Raw genomic sequence first — 20608 nt, 5'->3', positions numbered from 1 at the left:
ATTATGTATCGCTACATCCCGTTGACATTAATAAAAGATATTCTTATTTACAACGTATCTCCTGTCTATATTAGATAAATATCAAATAATAGTTCTATAGGTAGTAATTTATAAAAAAGGAGATTTTTTTAAAACATGAGTGAAGGAAAGCTATAATTTATGCTCAATATAGCTAAGCTAACCCGTAAACTTTTTGGCTCTTCTAACGATAGACGTTTGCAAGCTTACTATAGCAAGATTGAGGAAATCAATACGCTAGAAAAATCTATTTCCGAGCTTTCTGACGAAATGCTTTCTCATAAAACAATAGAATTTAGAGAGCATCTAAAAACAGGAAAAACACTTGATGACCTGTTAGTGCCTGCATTTGCAGTAGCACGAGAGGCAGCGTGTCGTGTATTACAAATGCGCCCTTTTGATGTGCAACTTATCGGTGGTATTATCCTCCACGAAGGCTCTATTACTGAAATGAAGACTGGCGAAGGGAAAACCTTAGCAGCAACTCTTCCAGTATACTTGAACGCTTTATCTGGAAAGGGTGTCCATGTTGTTACTGTAAATGATTATCTTGCTCATCGTGATGCCGATATGATGTCTAAAGTATATGGATTTTTAGGTCTTTCAACAGGAATTATTTTACATGATATGACTGATGATGCACGTAAGGCAGCATATGCATGTGATATTACATATGTAACAAATAATGAACTTGGATTTGATTATCTTCGCGATAATATGAAATATGAACGTAGCAAGATGGTTCAACGTGGACATAATTTTGCAATTATTGACGAAGTTGACTCTATCCTCATTGATGAGGCACGCACACCTCTCATTATTTCAGGCCCATTGGAAGATCAATCTGATCTTTACAAAACAATTAATTTATTTATTTTAAGCTTACAACCTACTGATTATGAAGTTGATGAGAAGCAACATTCTGCTAATTTTTCTGAAGATGGTATTGAAAAAATAGAGAACATGTTGCGTCAAGCTAATCTTTTAAAAGGTAATTCTCTTTATGATATTGAAAATGTTGCTATTGTCCATCACATTAACAATGCTCTAAGAGCACATAAGCTGTTTACACGAGATAAAGATTATATTGTCACAAATGATGAAATAATCATTATTGACGAATTTACAGGACGTATGATGTCTGGAAGAAGATATTCTGACGGACAACATCAAGCTTTGGAAGCAAAAGAAAATGTAACAATACAACCAGAAAATCAAACGCTATCCTCTATTACTTTTCAGAATTATTTCCGCATGTATTCTAAGTTAGCAGGGATGACAGGAACAGCATCTACAGAAGCTGAGGAATTTTCTAATATTTATAATTTAGATGTCGTAGAGGTTCCTACGAATCTTCCTGTTATTCGCGTTGACGAAGACGACAAAATCTATAGAACGACTGATGAAAAATATAAAGCCATTATTACTGAAATATTAAAGGCTCATGAAAAACATCAACCTGTTCTTGTTGGTACAACTTCAATAGAAAAATCAGAATTTCTTGCCAATTTGCTTAGAAAAGAAGGATTTAAAAAATTCAAAGTTTTAAATGCACGCTATCATGAACAAGAAGCCTATATTGTTTCTCAAGCTGGAATTCCTGGAGCTGTAACTATTGCCACTAATATGGCAGGGCGTGGTACTGATATACAGCTTGGAGGCAATGCTACCATGCGTATAGAACACGAACTCTCTGATGTTCCTGAAGGAAATAATCGAGAAGAACGTATAAAAAATATCCATAAGGAAGTTAAAGATCTAAAAGAAAAAGTTATCGCTGCTGGTGGACTTTACGTTATTGCTACAGAACGTCATGAAAGCAGACGAATAGACAATCAGCTTCGCGGTCGCTCTGGTCGTCAAGGAGATCCAGGACGTTCAAAATTTTACCTATCTCTTCAAGATGATCTCATGCGTATATTTGGCTCGTCTCGTATGGATTTTATGCTCCAAAAATTAGGCCTAAAAGAAGGCGAAGCCATCTTTCATCCTTGGATTAATAAAGCAATAGAACGTGCACAGAAAAAAGTTGAAGCACGCAACTTTGAGATTAGAAAAAATTTATTAAAATATGATGATGTTCTTAATGAACAGCGTAAAATAATTTTTGAGCAACGGTTAGAAATTATAGAAACAGAAAATATTCTAGAAATGATTGCCGATATATTTTATGAAATGGTTGAAAGCATTATTATAAAATATATTCCTAAAAATTCTTATCCTGAGCAATGGGATATTGCAGAATTAAAACTTGCAATTAAAGACTTATTAAATTTAGATCTTCCAATTGAAGATTGGGTTAAAGAAGATAATATAGAAGAGGCTACTTTACATCAACAAATTTTGACAGCTGCTGATGCCGCTGCTATTGAAAAAGATAAGCAGTTAGGTGCTGATATAATACCATATGTTAAACGTACTATTATGCTTCAAACTCTAGATTCACTTTGGAGAGATCATATAGCTAAACTCGAACATCTGCGTTCTGTAATAGGTTTTCGTAGCTATGCCCAACGGGATCCTCTCCAAGAATATAAATCTGAAGCATTTGAGTTATTTAAAACACTGATTAATGAGCTCCGTTACAATGTAATTGCAAAAATTATGCGAGTAGAGTTTTTTAATCAACAAGAAGAGCCAAAACCCGCTAATATACAACCATTCCATATTAATCCTTTTACAGGACAGAATGAATTTAATATAGAATCTAAAGATATTCGATCTTTTGATGATCAAAAAAGCACGAAACGTATTAGACGCAATGATGCTTGTTCTTGTGGAAGTGGAAAAAAATATAAACATTGCCATGGTTCTTTAAATAAAAAAAATACCTAAAACATTCATCTTAATCATTTTCGTGATACCTTTGTAAAAGAGTCCTTCCTACCCTTTTTAAAAAATGATTGATTTTTTGAATGTTTTATCAAGAAAGCTAATACTTTCAAGAATCAGGAGCAGTTTTTTTAATTATAGCTTAAAACTCTAGAAAACTTCTTTTATTTTAGAATATAAATGAAGGTATTCAAGAAAGTTACGCAAATGTACTCAGAATTATTAGGAATAACTTCAAAAAGATTCATTGAGATCCCCATTCTGAATAGCCGTAAAGATAGAAAATTATCTATTTATCAATTAAATAAACTCCCTATCTTTCATAAAGAATTAACATTTCTTTTTAACCGATCTATTCACCAAAATATCTTCTTCTCACCACATTTTCTTGAATCAATAACATCTCCTGTTGCAGGTTATAAAAGCTATTTTGCTATACTCCACGATAAAGATAATCATCAATACAATCATTTACGATTCATGATGCCCTTTTTATTAGGCTACCCCAATACTTCTTCTTGCTTACCTATAATTAAAGCTCTATCCAATTCTTTTTCACACCTAGGGACTCCTATTATTGATTCTGAAGAACCAATATCTATCGTCAGAGATTTCCTGAATGGTTTAATGAATCAAGATATCATCGATTTGCCTTCTGTCTTGGTGATTCCAAATGTTAGACTTAATTCTTATTCAACACAACTTATAAAGGCTGTATCTATTAGATATGGCTTCCCAATAGAAGTAACATCAAATTATAGCAGGCCTATTTTACAGAATCAGAAAAAATCACATAATTATTTTACACAATCAGTTTCATCTAAAATATTAGAAGAAATAGACTACCAATGGCAAATTCTTCTTGAAGAAAAAGATAAAGTGTCTTACACAATAGCAAGAAAACCTCAAGATATTAGCTATTTTCTAGAAGAATTCCTTAAATTAGAAGATTTAAATAATCAAAACGAAAATAAAAATCTTTTAATAAATCATGATAATCCAAATATAATAAGAAAAATTGTAAAAAATCTTTCTCATATAGACTCAGTACGCATACATTCTCTTAACATCAATAACAAAAGTATTGCTAGTATAATTGTCTTTGTTATAGGAAATGAAGCTTCTATTTGGAAAAGTACTTACGATAAATCTTATGCTCAGTACTCGCCTACAAGGATATTATTAGGACAACTAACATGTTGGAATCTAGTTGATCCTAATATCACATTCTCTGATTCATGCTCTATCGCTTCTGATCCAACACTACAACAACTATGGACTGAAAAAGAACCCTTAGGATCAATTGTAATCGGATTAAGACAAAAAAATAACCAACAAGTTCGACAAGTTGCTGCCCAAATGCATTTGTATAATAATACGAAAACCACTTCTCAACTTATAAGAGAAAAAATTTTAAAAGATTTTGCTAAAAAACCACAAAAAATTAATGAACAGAATTTAAAGAATCCATCTGATTACTTATAGTCATACCAATATAATTTATAGAAAATATCGTTAATGAAATAATACAACCAGGGTATAATACCCTATAAGGATAAACTTGGAAGAAAGTAGTTCCATCATGTAAAAGACGTCCCCAAGTAGGAAAATCAGAAGGGAAACCAAATCCTAAAAATGAAAGTGCTGATTCAGTAATAATAGCTTCAGCAATACTAAGTATTGCTGAGACTATAATTGATGAAATAATATTGGGCAATAAATGCTTGAGAATAATTCTATGCTCACGAACTCCACTACTGATTGCAGCTATAATAAATTCTCTATTCTTTATAAAAAGTACATCACCCCGAACAATACGCGCTGTATTCATCCAGCTTGTTATTCCAATAACAGAAACTATCAATATAAAAACACCAAGTTCTGGACCACAGAATGCACGAAGAAGATCTCTAAACAACATCATGACAAGGAGTAATAACGGTAGCAATGGCAATGCTAAGAATAAATCTGTTATTCTCATCAATAATCCATCAAGCTTAGGATAATAGCCGGCACAAATTCCTACAATTATTCCTATGAAAACCGAAATCATCATTGAAACGATCCCAACTGCTAAAGAAATACGTCCGCCTATTAATAATTGTGCTAATATATCACGCCCAAGATTATCTGTTCCTAAAACATGCTTCCAAGAAAAATATTGATTTTTAGCTTTTATATCCAAAGCATACGGATCAACTGTATAAACATGTGGGCCGATTAATACTGCTATAAATATAAATAACAACAATATAAGCGCAATAAATGCGCCTTTATTTTTATAAAAACGCATTAAAAAACCCCAAAAAGGAGATGATGTAATATATGCTCTATCCATAACTAATCCTTGGATCTAAGAAAGCATATACTAGATCTGCTACCAAATTAAAAAATACAACAAGAATAGCAAAAACAAATGTTAAAGTCTGTACAAGAGGAATGTCTCCTGATTGAATCGCTATAATTAGTAATTGACCTAAACCATTCACAGCAAATATCTGCTCCAGAATAATTGCTCCAGAGAAAATATATGGAATTCCAAGGGTAATAATCGTAACAACGGGAATAAGACTATTTCTAAAAACATGCTTAAATAGAACAATCCTTTCTTTCAATCCTTTAGCACGTGCTGTACGAACATAATCTTGATTCAGATTTTGTAATACGGAGGACCGCATATACGGTACAATCTTTGATAAATTATAAAAAGTTAATACAAACACAGGCAAGGTAATTTGTTGTAGCTGCACAATAAAACTTTGATAATCTGTAACCTTATGGGTAGTATCATAAATTGATGGAAACCATCCTAAATATGTCGAAAAAATTAAAATTACGACCTCGCCAGTTACAAAAGTTGGTATAGAGAATCCAATAATAGAAACAAAATTTGTAAAATGATCAAACCATGAATACTGCCAATACGCGGATAAAACTCCTAATGGAAGAGCAATAACAACTGTAATAAAATAAGATAAACCAATTACCCAAAGCGTTTGAGGTAAACGTTCTATAATAAGATCTGCTACAGGAGAACTTGTCATCCAGGATCTTAACCTAATATTATTTTGTAATTCGAAAAACTTAAATCCTGTGATATTATTTAAAATACTTAACGGCTCATTAATAAAAAATTGATGAAGCCACTTTATATAACGAAATATCAATGGTTGGTTAAGGCCAAAAGAATCTCTAATTTGTTCTCGCACATCTGAAGGAACTGTTAAGGGTAAATTACTTGTTGGATCACCAGGCGCTAAAGCTAATATCAAAAAGATAATAAAACTAATTATTAATAACGTTGGAATAGCAATAATAATTCTTCTTGTTGCATAAATTAACACGTTTTTTATAACCCTCCAATTCTTGGATAAAAGAGGCATATCTTTTAAAAAAACTCATTTTTTATTATGGTATACCCTAAACTCAATCCATTCGTAGCTATTTACAACAGTTTCTAACGATGCCAATTCTCTATATTCCAGTAAGGAGTATCCCAACCATTTAACTCTATTCCCTGCAATTTATTAGAATAAGCATAAACCATTCCGCGGTGAACCAGAGGTATATGAATAACTTCTCCACTTAAAATGTCATTCAATTGCTTTGCAATTTCAACACGCTCATTAAAATTAATAGTCTTTTGATATTTCTTTACAAGATCATCATATCGCTGATTACAATAACGGGAAATATTTTCACCGTGCCAAGAAGTTGCAGGAGAAGGAATCTTTTCACAAGTCCATACTTGCATATATACTTCAGGGTCAATACCTGCAAACGTATCAGCATACATCTCAGCATCTGCATAAAATCTCTGAACCGTATCAGGACTAGAAGGGTCACTCCCAAAAAAAACAGACGAGTTAATATTCCGCAGTTCAGTTTCTACCCCTATCTTCTTCCACATATCTTTTATAAGTGATTGAGTCCCTTGACGTACAGAATTTACCGATGTTTGATACAACATAGATAAACGAACTCCATTTTTGGAACGAATACCGTCAGAACCCTTAACCCAGCCCGCTTTATCAAGAAGATTATTAGCTCCTTCAATATCCTGTTTCAAACACCAATCATTCGCTGTAGAAACATAGGCTTCTGGAGCCGGTAAAATATTGCACGTAGGACGACCACTCGGACCATAACCTTCATCCACTATTAATGAGCGATCTATCGCTATGGATAATGCTCTACGCACAGAAGGATCCGAAAGAAATGGATGCGGACCAGCTTCCTTTGTAGAACGTTTTGATCCCAATGAAAAATCCACAGCAAAAGGATTTAAGTTAATACGTTCAACGGTACCCCCAAAAGCAGAACCTATAACGCCTTTAACGCTTTTCTTGACTATCTGTTGAAGAACTTCAGGCTCAACCTGAATGTTTACACCAAAATCATATTCTCCCGTTTCCAAAACAGAACGAGCCGAAGAAAGAGAATCTCCACCACCTTTTAAAGTTACTTTAGAAAAAAACGGCTTTTCTGGATTGCGATAATAAGGATTTACTTCAAAAATAACAACATCATTCGCTTTAAAATCCTTCACACGAAAAGGACCTGTTCCATGCGGATTAAAATTGGCAGATGTACATTCAGAAGCCTTAACACCAAGACAATTCTTAAACTGTTCCTTATGAATTATAGGGGATACAAGAGATGTAAAAACACCATAACTGTATGCTCTCGGATTTTCAAAAACAATTTTAACCGTCAGGGGATCAATTGCCTCTACAGAACTGATTCCATTAAAATATGATTTTTGCTGGCAACCAATTCCAGGACTGGTACAATACTTCCAAGTAAAAACAACATCGTCAGCTGTTAAATTAGAACCATCTGACCATTTAATACCTTTTTTTAATTTCCATGTAATCGATTTCATATCGGCTGAAATACCACCATTTTCAAGTGTAGGTATATTCTCTGCCAGCTTTGCAACAAGCTGACCTTTTGAATTAAAACTAGCAAGTGATTCAAGGACAAGAGATGCAGCTTGCGCATCCTTATCTCCTCCTGAAAGATAAGGATTTAATGTCGAAACAGCTTGCCAAGATATCACTCTCAATTCACCGCTTTCACCCTGTTTTGCTATACCTAAATCTTGAAAAATGATAAAGATTAACATAGAAGTAATAAAAAAATATATCTTTCCCATACACAGTCCTCTCCTAACTCTATTATCAATATTTCATAAAAAAATAAAAATATACTATTTAAAGTAAATATACAATTATCTAAAACAATCAAGAAAGAACTTTAATGACTACTCTTAATCTAGAACCCAAAATAATAGATGAAGTCATAAAATGATTTTAATTAAAGAAAAAACAAGAACTCTTATGCAAGAGTGTAAAAAGGAAAATAAATCGTACCATGAATAGCAAGTCCTATAACGAGAATTCATCATTCCCTACTCTCTCTGTTCTTAACTTAACAAGTTCTCTGTATATAAAAGGAAAATGGAAGCCTATAATTCAAAATATCAATTTTGAAATTAAGCCTGGAGAAACTCTTGCTGTTGTAGGCGAATCAGGCTCAGGAAAATCTGTTACTGCCTTATCAATTATGCGTCTTTTGGAAGAAAGAACAAGCAAAATTACAGGTAAAATCCTGCTAGATGGACAAGATATATTATCACTCCCTTTAAAAAAAATGCACAAAATTCGTGGCAATAAAATTGGAATGATTTTTCAAGAACCAATGAGTTCTCTTAATCCCGTACTTACCATAGGGGAACAAATATCAGAAGTACTCATCTATCATAAAGGTATATCAAAAGCGCAAGCAAAAAAAGAAACCATTGAGCTCCTTGAAAAAGTTTATATTCCTAATGCAAAAAGGCGTTTTCATGAATATCCTCATCAATTTTCAGGAGGCATGTGTCAACGCGTTATGATTGTTATGTCTCTTGCTATGCATCCTAAATTATTAATTGCTGACGAACCAACAACCTCTCTTGATGTAACGATTCAAAATCAAATCATTAATCTTTTAAAAACGTTACAGGAAGAATATAATATCTCTATTCTTTTTATCACGCATGACATGGGTATCGTAGCAGAAGTTGCTGATCATATAGCTGTCATGTATGAAGGAAATATAGTAGAAAACGCACCCACTTCTAAGTCTCATCATTATAAACAAGCATTGTTATCAACAACGCCAAGATTAGGGTCTATGAAGAATAAAATATGGCCCCAAAAATTTCCTACCGTAGATATAACAACTGACACAATAAAAGAAGGAGTTTCTATTAAAAATACAATTAAAAATAAAGATGATCCTATCATTTCAGTAAAAAACCTAACAACATATTTTGATGTACAGTCTGGCTTTTTTAGAAGAAAAATTGGCTCTATATACGCTGTTCAAAATGTATCATTTGATCTCTATCAAGGAGAAACGCTCTCTATAGTTGGCGAATCTGGATCTGGAAAATCAACCACAGGACGTTCAATCATCCGTCTTATCGAACCAAATTCAGGATCAGTGATTATAAATGGATGTAACATACTAACCCTTGATCGCTCATCATTACGTACAATACGTCGTTCCATACAAATGGTATTCCAAAATCCACTTGCATCTCTTAATCCGTCTATGTCAATAGGAGCTTCCATCATTGAGCCCTTTCTTGAACATAAATTAGGAACGAAAATAGAAGCTATTGATAAAGCAGCAGAAATTCTTACACGCGTTGGGTTAAAAAAAGATATGATGAAACGTTTCCCTCACCAATTTTCTGGAGGGCAACGTCAAAGAATTTGTATTGCACGTTGTCTAATTCTTGATCCCAAAGTCATCATAGCAGATGAAAGTGTCTCTGCTCTTGATTCATCAATTAAAGTACAGGTATGCAATCTCCTCATGGAACTACAAGAAAGCCTTGGCATATCGTATATATTCATTACACACGACATGTCAGTTACAGAAAAAATTAGCCACCGTGTCGCAGTAATGCGCCTCGGAGAAATTGTTGAAATTGGATCTCGAGCTCAAATTTTTCAAAATCCTCAGCACCCTTACACCAATAAATTACTCATGTCTATTCCTACCTTTGATCTATCTCAACGCAACATAAAAAAGAATTTATTAGCAGATGAAATTGCAAATCCTATACGCCCTATTAACTACCAACCGCCAGAAAGACAACACAAGGAAGTAGAACCAGGACACATTGTACAACTAGATCATGCAACTGTATCTTAAAGATATCTATTTCAGGAACAAAACGTGCCCAATAAGACAATTCTTGTAGTCGGTGGTGCTGGCTATATTGGCTCTCATACCTGTTTGCGTTTAGCTGCAAAAGGTTTTTGCCCCGTTGTATTCGACAATCTCTCTAGCGGACATGTGGAATCTGTCTTATGGGGACCATTTGAATATGGAGATATTCGTGATCCAACATGTATCCGAGAAGTTTTTAAAAAATATAAACCTGTTGCTATACTTCATTTTGCTGCATTGATTGATATCAATGCATCTATTAAAAATCCCGTCCTGTTTTATGAAACAAATGTCATCGGCAGCTTGAATCTTATGCATGCTGCAAAAACTGAAAATGTGAAAATTTTGATATTTTCCTCTACCTGCGCCACATATGGAATACCTCAACAAGTATTGCTGAATGAAGAACATCCCCAAATACCGATCAATCCTTACGGACGTACAAAATATATTGTTGAGCAAATAATACATGATCATAATGATTATTGCGGGCTAAAATCAGTCATTTTAAGATATTTTAATGCTGCAGGAGCTGACTTCGAAAGTTTAATTGGTGAATGGCACAATCCTGAAACTCATGCTATTCCACTAGCAATAAAAGCGACTTTAAATCCCAAAGATGTATTTAAAGTTTTTGGCTATGATTATAATACCCATGACGGAACATGTTTACGTGATTATATACATGTAATAGATCTGGCTGATGCCCATATAATGGCTTTGGAATATTTATTGAATGGAGGAGAATCTACTGTTCTTAATCTTGGTACGGGAATAGGAAGTACGGTAAAAGAATTATTAATATCTATTGAAAAAATATCTGGGTGTAATGTTCCTACCGCCTATACAGAAAGACGTTCAGGAGATTCTCCTGCTCTCGTAGCTGACAATAAAAAAGCAAAAAAAATTTTAGGCTGGACACCAAAATATAATCTTGATGATATCGTTCTATCTGCTTGGAATTGGCATAAAAAATTATCATACAGCAAAGATGTAATTTTTTAAGAAAACACCATTTACATTGATATGTATTTTAAGAGTTATCACCACAGCAACATACTTCTACATTAAAGAACATAAATTTTTCTAAAAAATCTCTATAGCACAAAACATTTCTTTTAATATCAACAAAGTTTTGAAAAAAACAATGTATTTTTCAATATTGTTTTTTTAATTTTTTATCGGAAAAATTGCAAAAATCTTTGTCCTTGACGCTCTATTTCAATTTTCCAAGTACTAGGACCACTAGAAACTATTTTCTGTAAAGTTTTTGTTGAATTCACTGGCGTATTGTTAACAGTAATTATAATGTCCCGAGGAGAAAAACCCAATCGACTTGCAATAGAACCTGCTTTTAAATCAGTAACAACAACACCTACACTGAGATCTGAACTTATATTAAGTTCATCTAACAAGCGTGGAGAAATATTAGAAACAACAATCCCTGATAAAGGTCCCTCTTCTTTAACCACATAAGTATCTCGCGACATCGTTTCGGGAGCACGATCCACTTTAACTTTGAAGGTACGATCTTGCCCATCTATATCTCTGACTGTTAAATTAACAGTGCTTCCTAATCCTAAAGTTGTCATACGATAAATAAGTGCATCTGGATGCTCTATAGGTATATTATTAACAGCGGTTATTACTTGCCCTTTCTTTAAACCTGCTTTGTCAAATGGACTACCTTTTATAACTTTTACAATTAAAGCCCCCCAAGCACGTGGTAAGTCTATCGATTCTGCTATTTCTGAAATAATCGGCTCAAACTTCGCACCAGTATATGGACGATCAAATCTCTTTTCTCCTTTCTCTGCTGCCGCTAAAAATACCCTTACAAGATTAGCTGGTATAGCAAAACCAATTCCTTTCGACTCTCCATCTCTTGAAAAAATAACTGTATTAATTCCAATTAATTCTCCTTTCATATTGATCAGAGCTCCCCCTGAATTACCAGGATTAATAGATGCATCAGTCTGAATAAAAAATCCAAAATCGTTTTTTGTTACACGACTCCGTGCTAAGGCAGAAATAATACCATTTGTAACAGTCTGCCCTATCCCAAAAGGGTTGCCTATCGCCAATACTAAATCACCAACTTCTATAGAATCGGAATTACCTATTTGTAGTGAAGGAAACTGATTTTTTGCTTCAATCTTAAGTACAGCAAGATCAATACGTTGATCTCTGAGAAGAACCTTACAAGGAAATTCATGTCCATCTACAAGTGCAACACGAATGTCATCAGCCCCCTCTATCACATGATCATTGGTTACCACAAATCCAGAAGAGGTAAGAATAACTCCAGAGCCAAGTGTAGATTGTTTCTCTGTACGATTTGGTAACTTTTGACCAAAAAATTTTTCTATAAAACTATCCACATCATTCTGAAGATGAGGATTTACAATGCGTTCAGCATAAACGTTAACGACTGCACTGGCAGTACGCTTTACAAGAGGAGCAAAAGAAAGCTGTATTTCTTCTCTCGTTTGAGGAGAAACTAGATTTTGCTGTGCTAATGTTATAGAAAACATTCCTATAGATAGGATAGAAAGCCAAAAATTAAATATCAAACTAAACATAAATGCACTTCATTTATTTAATTAACATTTTTTCAAAATCAGGAGGAATATATCTTATGATATTTACCACACATTATTTTTAAAGCAAAACTCTTACAGCACCTTTATCTGCACTAGACACAAAATGAGCATACATTTTGTGTCTTCGAATAATCCCTGGATACCAGCCCTAGCATTTTGTTTAACACGGCTATTCATTAACCCCACTTTTTTGACTATCAATATGGGTTGCTAACATTAAGCCTTTTCCAGACAAATACAGCAATAATATAGCCTAATTCTCTGTGCTTTTAATAACATAATTTTATTTAAATGACCACGATCTCATCACTCATTAAATGATAGAAGAATCAATTTAACTACAATATTCTAATAATTATACTTGAAAACATCAAAATATATTTAAAATATTGTAGGATAGAATTTGCATATAAAAAACTTATAAATAAATAATTCATAAAAAGGTAAAATTATTAAAATCTTTCAAGATTTCAAATCCACTTGATTTTCAATAAAGAACATGTATAAACTTCACCACAGTTTTGCAGTTATATTATTTTAAGGAATAATGTTGTTATTAACCCAAAAATATCAGTAAATTGTATTTTAGACGCAAAGCATATGTTAATTTAAATTGAATACAGTGTTGACGACAGTGGGGAATGTTTGAAAAATAAAAAGGAAGGCAGCTTATAAGAATGGCTCTTTATGAACATGTATTTCTTTCACGGCAAGATATTTCTGCTCAGCAAGTTGAAGGTATAGCAGGACAATATAAGTCTCTAATTGAGCAGAATGGTGGAAAGGTTCCCCATATTGAACATTGGGGTTTGAGGCCTATTGCATATCGCCTTAAGAAAAATCGAAAAGCTTATTATGTTTTAATGAATATTGATGCTCCTTTTTCTGCCATTGAAGAGATGGAGCGTCAAATGCGTATTAATGAAAATATATTGAGGTATATGACTATTTCTGTCGATGCGCATGAAGAAGGCCCATCCATAATGATGCAAAAACGTGATCGTGAAGAAAAAAGCTATAAATCACCGAGAGAACACTCTAATGATCGCAAACGTGTTTATCGTGAAGAAAAACAAATATAAGGAATTTTATAAATGACTGAAGTTTCTTCATTCCCTGTACGCAGACCTTCTAGTCGCCGTCGTAAATTTTGCCCATTTTCAGGTTCAAATGTAGTTCGTATTGATTATAAGGATGTTCGTCTTTTATCACGTTTTTTATCTGAGCGGGGTAAGATAGTCCCTTCTCGCATTTCAGCTGTATCTCAGAAAAAACAGCGTGAGTTAGCGCGAGCTATTAAACGTGCACGTTTTCTTGGTTTGTTGCCATATGTTGCGGTTTAGGTGTAAAATGTAGTCAAATCTTATATTACAATATATACAATTATAGAAACAAGTATCTTGTGCTAACATTTTTATAACTCTATAGTTAGATCTATTTATCTAAAATATTGGATAAAAAGTAAGCAATATTAATTCAGGACTTTTTTCTAGACGTAGTTTTTTGTAGCCTTTTTGTTGTGATTTCTATAATAAAGCTCAGTTTATTGTGCAATTATTGTTTTATATTTTTGTATTAACATTAACCCTAGTTATTAGTTTAAGGTGGGGTTTATTTTGTTCTTTAATATTTTCAGGACTCATTTCTGTTCTTATTATTGTTGTATTTTCTTTACATGCTCATGTTATTCCTTATCTTGTTTTATTTTTCCCTACGGTAATTGTAGGTTACTTATCTTGTTTAGCACGCCCTGCAAATGAAATTGGTGGACCAGAAAAATTAATAGCTTGGTATCCGTTGGCCGATATCATGACGTATCTTTGCGGTATGGTGGCTATCAGTATATCTTTTATTACTTTAATCAACCTCAAAAATTATGCTGATGTTAATGAGAAGTTTACAAAAATATTAGAAAAAATAATCCAAAATTATCCTAAAACATTTTTTGACTTTACTAAAATTGAGAAGATAAAATATTATCTTATATTATATAAGACCTTCGTAATAAGTTTTTCATGGGTTTTGATAATTTTTACAATCTGGTATATTACAATGCATATCGTATCAAATTTAGGTTTAAGTCCTCGTCCTCGTGAAAATATCTCTTCTTCTTTACGCATGAACCGTCTTTCTATTCCTATCTTTGCTACTGCTGTTGCTACGTTACTATTCGGAAGTACCCCTTCAATAATAGCAGCAAGCACAACAGGAGCTTTTTTTTCTGGATTTTTACTCTCTGGATTTGCTCGTCTACACTTTGTAACACATGAAAAGAATCAGCGATTACTAATATTGTTGCTTGCTTATATTTCAATACTATTTATAATTCCTATGTTCGTTATAGCTGCATATGGTCTTACAGAAACGACACGGTCAATCATTATGACACCTGAATCGCAAAAAAAATCCAGAACAAAGTCGGATGTTTGATATCTGAAAGGGAAAAAATGGAAGTTATTCTTCTCCAACGCATTATAAATCTTGGTCAAATAGGAGAGATTGTTAAAGTCCGAGATGGATACGCACGAAATTATCTTTTACCGCAAAAAAAAGCCTTAAGAGCTAACGAAGCTAATAAAATTCTTTTTCAAAATGAACGACACATTTTTGAAACAAAAAATATTGAACTTAAAGAGCAAGCTCTAAACTTAGCTCAAATACTAGATAAAAAAGAATTTATTGTAATACGTTCTGCTGGAGAAGCAGGACATCTCTATGGTTCAGTATCAGCTCGTGATATAATTGATATTTTAAATAAAGAAAATTTTATTATAAATCGCAGCCAAATCAATTTAAATACACCAATAAAATCAATTGGATTACACGAAGTCACCATCTCTCTTCATCCTGAAGTTGATATTTTGATTAAGCTCAACGTTTCCCGTTCAGAAGAAGAAGCTAAATACCAAGCAACAGGAAAAAGCTTTGCTTCTCCTGAAAGCTATTATGTCTTTGATCAAGAAAGCTTAGAAGAAGAAAACTTGTCTGATTTTGAAAATGAGATAGAAGAAAAACCTGAATAACAACCTTCTAAAAATGTTATTCTGTAATAAAGAATATCATTTTAATTATTTTAATAAGATCCCATAAACAGAAGGTTACCAATCATGTTCTCTCTTTATATAGAGTAAATGATCTGTAGGATGTGAGGGGTATAAAATGACTGAAAAAAATCATAGTGTAACATCTTTATACCGTGAAGCTCCTAATAATGTTGAAGCTGAACAAGCATTACTTGGAGCTGTTTTGGTTAATAATGATGCTTTTTACCGAGTATCAGACTTTTTAAAACCACTGCATTTTTTTGAAAGACTTCATCAAAATATTTTTGAGATCGCTAGTAAACTTATCCATATGGGGAAAATAGCTAATCCAGTAACGATCAAAACATTCTTGTCTTCTGAAGAAAAAGTAGGAGACTTGACAGTATCACAATACTTAGCACGATTAGCTTCTGAAGCTGTTTCTATTATTAATGCAGAAGATTATGGCAAAACAATTTATGATCTAGCTCTTCGCCGATCTCTCATAGGAATTGGCGAAGAAATGGTTAATACTGCCTACAATTCCTCATTAGAGCTGTCTTCTAAAGAGCAAATCGAGAATACAGAACGACAGTTATTTGATCTCGCAGAGAATGGTCGTTATGATGGAGGTTTTCAGTCATTCACGAATGCGATAACTATTGCTGTTAATATGGCATCTCAAGCCTTCGAAAGAGATAGTAAACTTTCAGGAATTTCTACAGGCCTTCACTCTCTTGATAACCTTATAGGCGGACTACAAAATTCTGACTTAATTATTATCGCAGGCCGCCCAGGTATGGGGAAAACATCGTTAGCTACGAATATAGCGTACAATATTGCTGATTCATATGAATCAGAAGTGCAACCTGATGGTTCTTATCAGACAAAAAATGGGGGTATTGTTGGTTTTTATTCTTTAGAAATGTCTTCTGAACAACTGGCTACTCGTATTATCTCTGAACAAAGCGAACTTCATTCTTCCAAGATACGTCGCGGAGAAATAACCAAGGCTGATTATGATAAACTGATTGCATGTTCAGAAACAATACAAAAATTACCTCTTTATATTGATCAAACAGGAGGTATTTCGATTGCTCAGCTTTCTACCCGAGCCCGCCGTTTGAAAAGACAACGTGGACTTGATGTACTCGTAATAGATTATATACAACTTATGACAGCATCAAAAAGATCTGGTGATAGTCGTGTTTTAGAAATTACTGAGATTACTACTGGACTAAAATCCTTAGCCAAAGAACTCAATGTACCTATTATTGCACTTTCACAATTATCCCGTCAAGTCGAAAATCGTGATGATAAGCGTCCCCAACTTTCAGATCTTCGTGAATCTGGTTCTATTGAACAGGATGCGGATGTTGTCCTTTTTGTATTTCGTGAAGAATATTATCTCAAGAACAGAGAACCTAAAAAAGATGATGTAATCGCCCATGCAAAGTGGACTGAAGACCTCGAAAAAGTTAAAGGAATGGCAAACATCATCATTGCAAAACAACGTCATGGCCCAACAGGAACAGTTAATCTTGCTTTCCAAGCAGAATTTACACGCTTCTCTGAACTTGCTTATCATCATCATCAATATGATCGCTGAAAATAAGGCTTACGCTTCTTGATAGATTCAATCTCTTACACAAATCAACTTTTAAGATTCAAAGAAGCAGACCTGCGATTAAAAGTTGATCTTGTAGCTCTTGCTGATAACTGGAGAAGTCTGATACAGAAGTCAGGTACCGCTCGAACATCTGCAGTTATCAAAGCGAATGCTTATGGCTTAGGTGTGGAATCAATAGCCCGCACTTTATATAAAATTGGGGCAAAAGATTTTTTTGTAGCTACTGTAGATGAAGGGAAAAAATTACGCCCTTACGTACCACAAGCACAAATCTTTGTCTTGAATGGCATATGGCCAGGTGAAGAAACTTCCTTATTCAACTCAAAGCTTATTCCGGTTATTTCTTCGCAAGAACAGCTTGATTTTTATATGTCAATGCTTACTCATTACGGTCCCTACTGTTGTGCTTTACAAATTGATACTGGTCTTAATAGGCTGGGTCTTAGCTTAAAAGAAGCCACGGCTCTTTCTCAAAAATTATCTGATGAAAAAAAATCAACCTTGTTACTAATTATGAGCCATCTTGCTTGCGGGAATGATCCAAGCTCACCGATGAATATTGCCCAATTAGAGGCATTTCGTACCGTTATCTCTGCCTATCCAGGGATAGAAGCAAGTTTATCTGCTTCAGGGGGGATCTTCCTTGGGAAAGAATACCATTTTCAATTAACCCGTCCCGGAATTGCTATTTATGGAGGAAATTCCATAAAAAACCACTATAATATGAAACCTGTTGTCACAGCAGAAGCGCGAATTTTGATGATTCGAGAAGCAAAAATTGGGGAGACTGTAAGCTATGGCGGGAAAAAAAAATTAACTCGTGATAGTCGTATAGCAATTGCTTCTATTGGCTATGCAGATGGTTATCCTCTTTCTCTTTCAAGTGCTGATATCCATCCAAATACAAAAATTTTAGGAGGAAATGGTTTTATAAATGGACATATGCTGCCTATTCTAGGACAGGTAACAATGGACATGACAATGTTTGATGTAACCAATATTCCTGAAATAAAAATAGGTGACTATATTCAAGTCTTTGGTTCTGACTTAAAAATAGATGAAGTAGCTCATACAGCTGGAACAACAAGTTATGAAATGCTTCTCAGGCTTGGAAACCGTTATAAGAGGCTCTATTCATTAGAATAAAATAAACAAAAATAGACTGACATAAGAAAATTAATACAGTATTATACTTTTTTATAAATACAAAGATCTCTTGCATGGTAAAATATCGCAATCAATTTATATGTCAAAATTGTGGCAGCATCTATTCCCGATGGTCAGGGAAATGTGATGCATGCGGAGAATGGAATACTATTACTGAAGATAGCACAATTAAAGATATTCATTATCATTTAAATCAAAAATCTAAAAAAGGAACTCCGGTTTCTCTCATTATGCTCTCTGATACAATAGAAGAACAGCCGCGCATTGAAACTGAGATTTGTGAACTTGATCGTGTAATAGGTGGAGGTTTTGTCAAGGGTTCAGTTATTTTAGTTGGCGGAGACCCTGGAATTGGAAAATCCACATTATTAATGCAAGCAGCGGCAGCTTTAGCAAGAAATGATTATCGTGTCATATATGTCTCTGGTGAAGAAGCTGCAGGCCAAATCAGATTGCGTGCTCAACGGCTTGGTGCAAATGACAGTAATGTTGCCTTGGCTGTTGAAACAAATGTAGAAAATATTCTTGCAACTCTTTCAGAAGGGCAGCGCCCAGACCTAGTTATCATAGATTCAATACAGACATTATGGAGCGAAACAGCACAATCTGTACCCGGAACAGTAATGCAGGTACGTACAAGCGTACAAGTTATGATTCAATATGCTAAAAAAAACAATGTCTCTATAGTACTGGTTGGACATGTTACAAAAGAAGGACAAATTGCTGGTCCCCGTGTTATCGAACATATGGTAGATGCTGTTTTATATTTTGAAGGCAATACCCAATATAATTATCGCATATTACGTAGTATAAAAAATCGGTTTGGAGCCACAGATGAAATAGGTGTTTTTGAAATGTCTGATACAGGACTAAAAGAAATAGAAAACCCTTCTCAGCTTTTTCTTTCAGAACGCAATACCAAAGCTCCAGGAACAGCTGTTTTTGCAGGAAGAGAAGGTAGCCGCTCTTTATTAGTAGAGATTCAATCATTAGTATCCCCTAGTTCTTTTAGTATGCCCAGAAGGACTACCGTAGGATGTGATTCATCTCGCTTGGCGATGATTTTGGCTGTATTGGAAACTCACTGCAAGATAAAACTTAGTACTTATGACGTTTATCTCAATGTAGCAGGTGGTTATCGCATTTCAGAAACAGCTGCTGATCTAGCTGTTGCAGCAGCATTACTTTCTTCTTTATTTTCTCTTGCTCTACCCACTGACTGTATCTATCTAGGAGAGATAAGTCTTTCAGGTGCTGTAAGACCTATTGGACACACTTTACAACGTCTCAAAGAAGCAGAAAAACTTGGCTTTTCTTCTTCTGTTTTGCCAAATTTTTCTATAGAAGAGTTCAAAGTTGATTCAATTCATAGAAGCTATATTGATAACATAAACAGCCTTGCAAAAAAAATCAGCAATTTTCAACCTATACAAAAAATTTACTAAAAACCTCTGGAGTTTAGGATTTCATGGGAATAACCCTTTTCGACATTATTTTTCTTTCAGCAACATTATTTTCAGCTATTCTAGCAATGGTACGTGGTCTATCTCGTGAGATTTTATCAATTGCCAATTGGGCTTGCTCAGCTGCAGCTGCATACTATTTATACCATCCTTTATCGAATTACACGATGCAACATATATCGCATCAACAAGCTGCACTTTATATCACAGCAGGAGGAATATTTTTAATTACCTTAATTATAACTTCTCTGATGACTATGAAAGTAGCCGATATTATTATTGATAGTCGTATTGGTTTTTTAGACAGAACATTAGGTTTCTTATTTGGATGGGCTCGTGGATTACTTCTTCTAACAGTTGCTGCTGCTTTCTTGAATTTAATGGTTGATATAAACAGACAACCCTCGTGGATTAGCCATTCTAAATCAAAACCTTTTCTAGATATTATAATAGTACACCTTAAATCATTTTTACCAGAACAATTTACGAGTCTCTTTGAAGCCACAGTTCAACAGAAAAAAAATACCACAGAATCCCAAACTAGTGAGCCATAATAACAAACTCAATATTTATTAAATTTATAAAGAATCTTTGTATAAGAAAATAATATTGATATATTTTTTAGTTTTATATATTATTATA

16 protein-coding genes are annotated in these 20608 nt (G+C 33.9%); 12 read left to right on the top strand and 4 right to left on the bottom strand.

Annotation, left to right across the window (positions count from 1 at the left end; all coding sequences use genetic code 11):
* Nucleotides 1–159 precede the first annotated feature (159 nt).
* Together secA and B488_RS01635 are read left to right on the top strand one after the other, a co-directional pair.
* Complete coding sequence (gene secA, locus B488_RS01640) at nt 160–2853, top strand: preprotein translocase subunit SecA (protein WP_015272749.1); 2694 nt, start codon at nt 160–162, stop codon at nt 2851–2853.
* 204 nt (nt 2854–3057) lie between these two features.
* Nucleotides 3058–4335 carry a GNAT family N-acetyltransferase gene (locus B488_RS01635; RefSeq protein WP_015272748.1) on the top strand — a complete coding sequence of 426 codons (1278 nt, stop codon included), beginning with the start codon at nt 3058–3060 and terminating at the stop codon, nt 4333–4335.
* On the opposite strand, the gene B488_RS01630 is transcribed toward B488_RS01635, so the two are convergent.
* The 3 genes from B488_RS01630 to B488_RS01620 all read right to left on the bottom strand — a co-directional run bounded on the left by B488_RS01630 (nt 4295) and on the right by B488_RS01620 (nt 8008).
* Nucleotides 4295–5188, bottom strand: a complete 894-nt coding sequence (locus tag B488_RS01630; RefSeq protein ID WP_015272747.1) for an ABC transporter permease — start codon at nt 5186–5188, stop codon at nt 4295–4297. The genes B488_RS01635 and B488_RS01630 overlap by 41 nt on opposite strands.
* Complete coding sequence (locus B488_RS01625; RefSeq protein WP_041770973.1) at nt 5181–6194, bottom strand: ABC transporter permease; 1014 nt, start codon at nt 6192–6194, stop codon at nt 5181–5183. Before B488_RS01625 ends, B488_RS01630 begins: the two co-directional genes overlap by 8 nt.
* A gap of 113 nt (nt 6195–6307) precedes the next feature.
* Nucleotides 6308–8008, bottom strand: a complete 1701-nt coding sequence (locus B488_RS01620; protein WP_015272745.1) for a peptide ABC transporter substrate-binding protein — start codon at nt 8006–8008, stop codon at nt 6308–6310.
* A 218-nt stretch (nt 8009–8226) separates the two neighbouring features.
* Between B488_RS01620 and B488_RS01615 the strand changes: the two genes are divergently transcribed.
* Both B488_RS01615 and galE read left to right on the top strand, forming a co-directional pair.
* Complete coding sequence (locus tag B488_RS01615) at nt 8227–10062, top strand: ABC transporter ATP-binding protein (protein ID WP_015272744.1); 1836 nt, start codon at nt 8227–8229, stop codon at nt 10060–10062.
* Nucleotides 10063–10086: 24 nt separating this feature from the next.
* Nucleotides 10087–11085 carry a UDP-glucose 4-epimerase GalE gene (galE, locus tag B488_RS01610; protein ID WP_015272743.1) on the top strand — a complete coding sequence of 333 codons (999 nt, stop codon included), beginning with the start codon at nt 10087–10089 and terminating at the stop codon, nt 11083–11085.
* Nucleotides 11086–11258: 173 nt separating this feature from the next.
* On the opposite strand, the gene B488_RS01605 is transcribed toward galE, so the two are convergent.
* Nucleotides 11259–12614, bottom strand: a complete 1356-nt coding sequence (locus tag B488_RS01605) for a Do family serine endopeptidase (RefSeq protein ID WP_244422716.1) — start codon at nt 12612–12614, stop codon at nt 11259–11261.
* 746 nt (nt 12615–13360) lie between these two features.
* Here B488_RS01605 and rpsF point away from each other — a divergent pair.
* From rpsF to B488_RS01565, 8 genes are all read left to right on the top strand, one after another.
* Nucleotides 13361–13765 (top strand): 30S ribosomal protein S6, encoded by a 405-nt coding sequence (rpsF, locus tag B488_RS01600; RefSeq protein WP_015272741.1) that lies wholly within the window; start codon nt 13361–13363, stop codon nt 13763–13765.
* Nucleotides 13766–13777: 12 nt separating this feature from the next.
* On the top strand, nt 13778–14026 hold the full coding sequence (rpsR, locus tag B488_RS01595; protein WP_015272740.1) for a 30S ribosomal protein S18: 249 nt from the start codon (nt 13778–13780) through the stop codon (nt 14024–14026).
* A gap of 205 nt (nt 14027–14231) precedes the next feature.
* Entirely contained in the window at nt 14232–15113 is an 882-nt protein-coding gene (locus B488_RS01590; RefSeq protein ID WP_015272739.1) for a hypothetical protein, read from the top strand.
* 17 nt (nt 15114–15130) lie between these two features.
* Nucleotides 15131–15706, top strand: a complete 576-nt coding sequence (gene rplI, locus B488_RS01585) for a 50S ribosomal protein L9 (RefSeq protein ID WP_015272738.1) — start codon at nt 15131–15133, stop codon at nt 15704–15706.
* Nucleotides 15707–15842: 136 nt separating this feature from the next.
* Entirely contained in the window at nt 15843–17315 is a 1473-nt protein-coding gene (locus tag B488_RS01580) for a replicative DNA helicase (protein ID WP_015272737.1), read from the top strand.
* Between the two features lie 18 nt (nt 17316–17333).
* The gene (gene alr, locus B488_RS01575) at nt 17334–18482 is read left to right on the top strand and encodes an alanine racemase (RefSeq protein WP_015272736.1); all 1149 of its coding nucleotides are present in this window, start codon (nt 17334–17336) and stop codon (nt 18480–18482) included.
* Between the two features lie 74 nt (nt 18483–18556).
* Nucleotides 18557–19948, top strand: a complete 1392-nt coding sequence (radA, locus tag B488_RS01570) for a DNA repair protein RadA (RefSeq protein WP_015272735.1) — start codon at nt 18557–18559, stop codon at nt 19946–19948.
* Nucleotides 19949–19971: 23 nt separating this feature from the next.
* A complete protein-coding gene (locus B488_RS01565) occupies nt 19972–20520 on the top strand; it encodes a CvpA family protein (RefSeq protein WP_015272734.1) in 549 nt (182 codons plus the stop codon).
* Nucleotides 20521–20608: the final 88 nt, after the last annotated feature.

It is taken from the genome of Liberibacter crescens BT-1 (genome assembly GCF_000325745.1).
GTDB lineage: Bacteria > Pseudomonadota > Alphaproteobacteria > Rhizobiales > Rhizobiaceae > Liberibacter > Liberibacter crescens.
Note: the sequence above shows the minus strand (reverse complement) of the source record. Positions and strands in the feature narration are given on the sequence as shown.